Below are 7,765 nucleotides of genomic sequence, written 5' to 3'. Positions count from 1 at the left end.
GCGGGCCGGTGCGTAGACAAAAGAGAGGATGTGTCTCAGCACGCCTGCTCACCAGGAACGCTACCTCGTACTGAAATCCAGAAAAGCTGAGAGAAATCGCGGGTTGAATACAGTGCACATAGTCAGCAATAGAACTCTTCCCTGGCTGTAGCCGTCGTCGAAACCAGCGCGATCAGAGCAATCCGCGGAGGCCAACCATCATGACGATGATAGCTAACATGAACACGGTCTGGAGCAATCCCCACTGCATAGCTTTGCCAAATAACGTGTCGAGTCGCTCGCCGTCCGGGTCATCCTTGTTGAGCTCCACGACCATCCGCGTCGTAACCAGATGTAGTGGGCCGAACCCATTAAGAAGCATTAGCACCCCGATAGTAAGGGCTCCCCACAGCCAAATCGAGGGATCAGCCCAATACCCCAGCATGAATGCGAGACCGATGCCCGAACCGATGACACCGACACTGAGCGGTTCCGCAACCGCAACAATCTTCGGAATAAGCTGGTGATTGACTGCACCGGCAGCATCCTCGGGTGCAGCCTCAAGAGCGGGTCCGAGGACGAACTTGAAAAAGAAATCGAGTCCGAACCAGAACGCTCCGAGTGCAACGTGGACGTAAAACATGAGCGATGCAATGCCAGACAGGTACGCAACGATGGGTGTCCCGATTGTAATGAGGACGGCAAAGATGGTGAACTGTCGGTCTGCGAGTTCAACGACCAACCCGAGTTCATCTTGATGGGATCTTGGCTGGTCAATAGACGCCATCGTTCTCCTCGGTTAGATACCGGTTTGCGCCGTCGATACCGTTCCGATGAACCCCTGCAGCGACCGCCAGATCTGAATCGTTCGTTGTCATATTTTGAATAGTGATTTCAGTGTTGCATCATGGCCTTCACGAGGCCGGGAATCCGGCTCGGTTGTTTCTTTTCAGACCAACTATTGTTCTCAAGATACTCACGGAAACTAGTGAACTCGAATCCGAACCGTTGCTCCGTGCTCTCGATATCGACCGCGTAGCCCCCGTCGTTGAACCACTGGAACAGCTCAGCCATCTCATCGCCCATCTCTTTCCTGGCGTCCTCGATCGGGACGGAGACGTGTTGGACGTCAGCACCAGTTACCTCGGAGAGAATCCGGGCCATCTCGGAGGGTGTGTGCTCATCTCCTGCGAGGTCGAACCCCTCGCCGGCGAATTCGTGAGGATCAGCGAGCACCCGTGCGATCGCCCGACCTACATCCTCAACGGCGAGCATCTGGAGAGTCACGCATTCTTCGATGGGCAGGGCGAGCGTGCCGTCAAGGATGGCTTCAAAGGTAGGTTCGAGATTATGCATGAACCACACCGGTCGCAGGACGGTCGCGGGCACATCCAGCGACCTGATGTACTGCTCGACCTCACCGGCCGGTTCGAGGGCGGCAATTCCGAGATCCCGGTCGTGGTACCCTGCGCCGCTGAACACTATGTGGCTCACTCCCGCTTCGGCGGCAACGTCGGCGATATTCTTCCCGTGGCGGACCGACCCGTCGAATCCGGCCGTCCAGATGTTTGTCACAATGACCACCGCATCAACCCCGTCGACGGCGGATCGGAGCGTTTCCTTGTCGTTGAGGTCCCCTCGTCTGATGTCTACCCCGCGCTCTGTGAGTGCTCGTGCGGCTTCGCTATCCGGCGTTCGGGTTAGACCACGGACGGCGAATTTCCTGTCAGCCATGAGGAGGTGATCGATTGCGACGCCACCTTGGTTTCCCGTCGCACCGACCACAAGGACGGTCTGTTCCCTTTCGTCTCCGGTGTTTATTGGACGTTCTGGCATATGTATCAACTTCCGTGGCTGTGATGGCCACGATGACGATGTCGACTCGAACATAATTATAATTTTTGTGATATATGTGTGAGTCAGTACCGGTCGTACAACACAGTAACATCTCGTAACCGCAGAGCTCGGCGTCCAGCGAATTACTCAGGGAGGTCGACGGCGGGCATCTCCGCGGCGGTGTGTTCGAATGCCCAGTTCTCGAACTCCTCGAATACGCCAGTAAGTTCCTCACCTCGGTCCGTCAGGTCGTAGTAGGTGGCAATCGGCCGGTCTTCCAGGCGCCGGGTAATGAGATCCTGCTCTTCTAAATCCTCGAGCACCCGCGAGAGGGTCGTCGAGTCGGCCGTTGTCGTTTCTTGGAGTTCGCTGAATCGTTGTTCTCCCCACAGGTGGAGGCTCCGGAGCACAGTGAGCCGCCACTTCGACCCGACAATCTCGAACGCCCGCGCGACCGGACACACCTCGAAGACGTCATCGTCGGGATCGGGCTTAGGGGGAGGGTCATCGCAAGTCATGTCTGTGAGGTTCTACCACACCGCTCCTGATAAAGCTAGTTCCAAACTCTGACGGAGGTCAGCTCTGTAGTCGTTTTTATAGAGATTAGCAAAAGAGTCCATACATTCGAACCGAACCCCTCCAATCGCCGTCAGAACTGTTGTGACCGATACAGGGCGCGAATGCAGCACTCGCACTCGGTCGACGGCCGTAGCCTCAATTGGGAACCACAGGGTGCAGATCAGTCTCACAAGACGGGGATACGAGACGAAATCCACCGGCCTCAGTTCGCTGGCGAGATGTTCTGATTCAGGTGGAACACGTTTTCGGGGTCCCACTCTGCCTTCACTGCCGCCAGCCGTTCGTATATCGCCTCGCCGTAGGCAGCACGGACCCGCTCGTCGCCCTCGTCTTCGCTCATGAAGTTGACGTAGACGCCGCCCGTTGAGAAGGGAGCCATCGCCTCGAACAGCTCCCTGGTCCACTCGACGTGGCGCTCGTCCTCGTCCGGTTCGTGCCACCGAGACTGGATGTTCACTACCCACGCCGCGTCTCGGTGAGGATACGGCGTGGCATCGTGGGGCTTGCGCGCCACTTCGCTGCCGAGCGAGAGCATCCCGATAGCCGAGTCCGGCGAAGTCATCCGGGCCGCGTAGTCACAGAGTACGTCGATGCCCTCGTCCGTCAACTCGTCTAGATAGTGGGACTTCCAGTAGTTGCGCGCCCCGTGGTCAACCGCGTCGTCGAACATCGACTGGAACGCCGTGTACGGTTTCGGGCCGAGAGCGTCGCCGACCGGGTCACCGATTCCGCTGAGCGGTTGCAGTTCACGTGCGCCCTCCTCGGGGTCGCCGGCGTAGATCATCGCGATGATCAACACCAACTCGCCGTGGACCGACTCGGGAAGGAACGGTGCAGGAGGGGCATGGCGGAGAATTGGGAGACACGACACCTCGTCTGGCGCGTCCCGCATGAACGACGCCGCCTCGCGGAGAACCCTCCGCGCGTCCTCGAACGGCCACACGACGGGGCCAGCTTCGACCGTCGGGCCGAGCTCGTGGAGTTCGAACTCGAACGAGGTCACCACGCCGAAGTTGCCGCCGCCACCACGGACTGCCCAGAACAGGTCGGGGTTCTCATTCGCACTCGCCCGGACGAACTCCCCGTCGGCTGTCACGAGGTCGACCGACAGGAGATTGTCGACGGTCAACCCGTGCTTGCGGGAGAGGTAGCCGACGCCGCCCCCGAGCGTCAGGCCGGCCACGCCGGTCGTGGAGATGAACCCCGCCGGCGTGGCGAGTCCGTGGGCCTGCGTTTCCACATCCAGGTCGTGGAGGACGGCTCCCGGTCCGACTCGGGCCGTCTGCCGGGTGGGATCGACGTGGACCTCGTTCATCGACGAGAGATCGAGCATGAGCCCGTCGTCACAGACCGCGTCTCCCGCCACGTTATGGCCACCTCCCTTGATCGCGATCTCGAGGTCGTGCTTCCGTGCGAACGGTACCGTTTCCATCACGTCGGCGGCGCCCGCAGCCCGAACAATGACAGCCGGTTCTCGGTCGATCATCGCGTTCCAGATCTCCCGGGCCTTGTCGTATCCGTCGTCGTCTGGACGGAGGACGTCGCCTCTGATTCGTTCCCGGAGGTCCGAACTCGCCGCAGTCGGTAGCGGATTGGGGTTTGTCGACATTTCGATCCCCTCCCGTCGTTATCCGGCCGCCGATAATATGATGATATCTAGTGAAATATTTCACAGCGTGAAAGCTGGTCACTCGCTGGCGGCGTCAGCGGTGGCCATTCACGCGACGAGTTCTGCTGGGAAGAGTTCTGCCTCCTTATCGGCGCTGATCGGTCGAGCATCGGCACGGTGTCGTTCGAAGACTGAGACAGCCCACTCCCGGGCTTCCGGGGCGTCGGTATCGATTACGGCTTCGAGCATCCCTGTCTGAGCGTCGTGACAGCAGATCCCGATCCGGTCGTCGAAGATTCCGAGGCCACATCGGTCCCTGTCGGGGAGTTCGTCGTGCAGGAGAATGGTACAGCTCTCGCAGGCGGTCGCTTCGGCGACACGTTCCGGGTTCCACGCGACGGTCGCCTCGAGGACCTCCGGGGAGTAGATGTACTCGAAGTCCATGCCGCCCAGAACCGCTCGACAGACAGTTTCGTTGTTGATGGACTTGAAGATGGTCGTGCCGAATCCCCGCATAGTGGTCGTCTCTTCGATCAGTTTCTTGACGCGGTCGACCGGTTGGTAGGGGTACTCGGGGCCGGGATACGAGACCACCGCGTCGGCGAAAAGGTCGACAGTGAACCCTTCCATTTCGCGGGGAAGCCACTCCCAGACATCGCGTAACTTTCGCTCGATCGCCATCGCGTCACGGAGATTCCCGAACCGCTCGGCGACGAACTCGCCCAGTGGTGTCAGTTGGTATGTCGATCCGTCTCTGGTGGTCCATCGCCTGTCCTCGAAATCGCCGAGAATCCGTCCGATGGTGGGCGACGAAGCACCCGTTGTCTCTTGCAAAGCGTTTCGGTCACAGGGACGTTCAGCTAGCGCTTCGAGTACGCCGGCGCGGTGTTCTGATCGCGCAAGAAACTCGATGTCCTCGATCGAGGAGTCCATAGTGTGTGTACACATAGCATAATTTAGTTTGTTTGGGTGCGCCGGTGTCTCGCGGCAGAGTATGAAGTGTGCGTCGGAAGTGGAGCGGAGACAATCGGACTTACTGGTCGGTAGTAATGCTCGATAGACGCTCTGTCTCGGTCACGGCAATTTCAGCGTGACTGAAATCTGCTCCGTTGGAAAATATGAGACTCGTGCCCACCCCTGTAGAATTGGGTCCTACAGCTACAATGTATTCACCCTCTACACTTGCACGGTGACTCTGTCAATTATGAGTTCTCTCCCTCGATCTGTGGAGCGTCTTGCCGTTGAGATATTCAGATAACGCTTCCGATCGTCCCTTTGCGGTTACGAACTGTTACTCGGTTGGATGACTGCTACTGACTCACATATATATCACAAAAATTATAATTCGCCTCGGGCCGATGTCTGAGTCGTGGTCAGTCGGACCACGGAGGCTACCAGCTATGCCAGAAAACGGCCCAACGCCAGAACGCATCCTGGAAATCGGCCAGGGGTTCTGGGCGTCGAAGACGCTGTTGAGTGCCACCAGACTCGGCGTATTCACCCAACTCGACCGTGACGGCCCACAAACAGTCGAAGAGTTAGAGGACGCTCTCGGCCTGCATCCCCGGGGTTCGCGGGACTTCCTGGATGCGCTGGTCGCGCTCGATCTGCTCGACCGCGAGAACGGGGAGTATCGGAACACCCCGGAATCGGCTGCTTTCCTCGTCGAGGGAAAGCCCGGATCGTTCGTCGGCTGGTTCGAGATGGTCAACGAGCGCCTGTATCCGTTCTGGGGTGACCTCGAAACGGCACTCCAAACGGGCCGAACGCAGAACGAACTCGAGGACGATCAAACCCATCCGTTCGAGGGCGTCATCTACCACAACGACGAAATCCTCGAACAGTTCGTCGGCGCTATGACCAGTTTCAGTATGGGCACCGCAGAGGTCCTCGCTCACGAGTTCCCCTGGGAGGACCACGAGTTGATGGTTGACCTGGGCACCAGCGAGGGGGTCGTTCCCAAACGCATCGCAGAGGAGAACGACCACATCCACGCGATCGGCGCCGACCTTCCCCGCATCGAACCCTACTTCCAGCGGTTCGTCGGTGAGAGTCCGGCCGCCGACCGCATCGAATTCCGCGTCGCCGACTTCTTCGCCGACGAAGCTCTGCCTGCGGCCGACGTCTACGTTCTCGGCCACATTCTCCACGATTGGGGGCTCGACGACAAGCGAGCGATCCTCTCGAAGGTGTACGACGCAGTACGTCCCGGCGGGGCTGTCGTCGTCTACGGAACGATGATCGACGAGGAGCGCCGCGACGCCGAACTGCCACTCCTGATGAGTCTGAACATGCTGATCGAGACGCCGGCGGGCTCCGACTACACGCCCGGGCGGTGTGTCGAGTGGCTCCACGACGCCGGATTCGAGGGAGGAGAGGCCACACCTCTTCCCGGCCCCGATACGATGGTCGTAGCACGGAAATAACACTCACGGAAAAACAATGCCACAAGAGAACCACATCGGAGATACCGAACATAAAGCCGTACCAACAAACCAGGATGGAGATCACGACGAATCGACTGGACCGTCACTCGAGATTCCGAGCGTCGGACGACGACCGCTGTTAAAAGCACTCGGTGTCGGTGCCGCGCTCTCGGTCGGCAGTGGGGTCGCAACTGGCAAACACGACAACCCACACCCGCCGCACATCGACTCGCACTACGGCTACGCGACGCCGGATGCTGATGACATCCCGAAGAAGCTGGAACCGGACCACACAGTCGAACTCCACGTCGCTGCTCCAACACCCGGAGAACACGGACCACTGTTCCACTTCGAGCCGACGGGGCTAGCAGTGGACGCCGGTGACATCGTCCAGTTTCTCTTCACCACACCGGATCACACGATAACGGCCTATCACCCGGCACACGGCTTCCAGCGTCGCATTCCCGAGGATGCGTCGCAGTTCTCGTCGCCGGTCGTCAGCGCCGGCGGCGCGTGGCTGTACCAGTTCGAACAAGAGGGACTGTACGATATGTACTGTGCGCCCCATCATATCCTCGGGATGAACATGCGCATCGTCGTCGGCGATCTCGACGAGGAAGACGTCCCGGACTACGAAGACACGTTCGAAGGCTCCGAAGGCCCACCGCCGCTGCTGGCTCCGTTCACCAAGGAGTTTCTCGAAGCTGAACTCAACAGATTCAGCGACGAAAACGAAGACTGCGAGTGGGTGTGGCTGACGCCGCAGGAGGTGTTGGATACGGACGCGCTTGACCCGGCGAATATCCAAGCTTGCGACGGCAGAGTATCGTTCGCAGATGTTCTCGCCGACATCGACCGGATTAGCGGCGGGCATAGCCACGAGTGATCGAGAACAGATCAGGAATACCCACCCACAACGCCAAAATAATGGACACGAATGAAGATACCTTCACCCGAGAACAGATCGAAGGCGTACTAACGGCCTTCGAGGATAAGGATGCGATGGCCGCCTCGGAGTTCTGGGCCGAGGATGGGGTGTTCATCGACCCGCATTATCCCGAGCCCGAGTACCGCGGTCCGGACGAGATTCGTGGGGCGCTCGAGTGGGCGCTTGAGAATATTGTCGAACAGCCCGGACTGACCATCCGTAATACGTGGGGCGATGACGAAACCTTCGCTGTCGAGGTAGATACACACCATACGATGAAGGATGGAACCGAGGCCGAATTCCCACAAGTGTTCATCATCGAAAGCGAAGACGGCCAAGTCACCCGATGGCAGTCGTACTTGCCGTTTCCGCCGCCTGCTGACGAATAGCAGGAGGCCCGGGAATAAA

General features: G+C 59.2%; 8 protein-coding genes. 3 read left to right on the top strand and 5 right to left on the bottom strand.

Going from position 1 to position 7,765, the window contains the following annotated elements; all coding sequences use genetic code 11:
* Positions 1 to 172 precede the first annotated feature (172 nt).
* The 5 genes from ACV7GQ_RS18835 to ACV7GQ_RS18815 all read right to left on the bottom strand — a co-directional run bounded on the left by ACV7GQ_RS18835 (position 173) and on the right by ACV7GQ_RS18815 (position 4,936).
* Positions 173 to 766 carry a hypothetical protein gene (locus ACV7GQ_RS18835; RefSeq protein ID WP_470313251.1) on the bottom strand — a complete coding sequence of 198 codons (594 nt, stop codon included), beginning with the start codon at positions 764 to 766 and terminating at the stop codon, positions 173 to 175.
* A gap of 107 nt (positions 767 to 873) precedes the next feature.
* Entirely contained in the window at positions 874 to 1,815 is a 942-nt protein-coding gene (locus ACV7GQ_RS18830; protein ID WP_470313250.1) for an NmrA/HSCARG family protein, read from the bottom strand.
* A 143-nt stretch (positions 1,816 to 1,958) separates the two neighbouring features.
* Complete coding sequence (locus ACV7GQ_RS18825) at positions 1,959 to 2,333, bottom strand: winged helix-turn-helix transcriptional regulator (RefSeq protein ID WP_470313249.1); 375 nt, start codon at positions 2,331 to 2,333, stop codon at positions 1,959 to 1,961.
* A gap of 263 nt (positions 2,334 to 2,596) precedes the next feature.
* Complete coding sequence (locus ACV7GQ_RS18820) at positions 2,597 to 4,003, bottom strand: FAD-binding oxidoreductase (RefSeq protein ID WP_470313248.1); 1,407 nt, start codon at positions 4,001 to 4,003, stop codon at positions 2,597 to 2,599.
* Between the two features lie 108 nt (positions 4,004 to 4,111).
* On the bottom strand, positions 4,112 to 4,936 hold the full coding sequence (locus ACV7GQ_RS18815; protein WP_470313247.1) for a helix-turn-helix transcriptional regulator: 825 nt from the start codon (positions 4,934 to 4,936) through the stop codon (positions 4,112 to 4,114).
* A gap of 467 nt (positions 4,937 to 5,403) precedes the next feature.
* Between ACV7GQ_RS18815 and ACV7GQ_RS18810 the strand changes: the two genes are divergently transcribed.
* From ACV7GQ_RS18810 to ACV7GQ_RS18800, 3 genes are read left to right on the top strand one after another with little or no spacing between them, the layout of a single operon-like run.
* On the top strand, positions 5,404 to 6,429 hold the full coding sequence (locus ACV7GQ_RS18810; protein ID WP_470313246.1) for a methyltransferase: 1,026 nt from the start codon (positions 5,404 to 5,406) through the stop codon (positions 6,427 to 6,429).
* A gap of 16 nt (positions 6,430 to 6,445) precedes the next feature.
* On the top strand, positions 6,446 to 7,315 hold the full coding sequence (locus tag ACV7GQ_RS18805) for a cupredoxin domain-containing protein (RefSeq protein ID WP_470313245.1): 870 nt from the start codon (positions 6,446 to 6,448) through the stop codon (positions 7,313 to 7,315).
* On the top strand, positions 7,312 to 7,746 hold the full coding sequence (locus ACV7GQ_RS18800) for a nuclear transport factor 2 family protein (RefSeq protein WP_470313244.1): 435 nt from the start codon (positions 7,312 to 7,314) through the stop codon (positions 7,744 to 7,746). The genes ACV7GQ_RS18805 and ACV7GQ_RS18800 overlap by 4 nt, the downstream gene beginning before the upstream one ends.
* Positions 7,747 to 7,765 lie beyond the last annotated feature (19 nt).

This window comes from Haloarcula sp. MBLA0163, from assembly GCF_055632435.1.
This window is presented reverse-complemented; position numbering and strand designations above follow the sequence as displayed.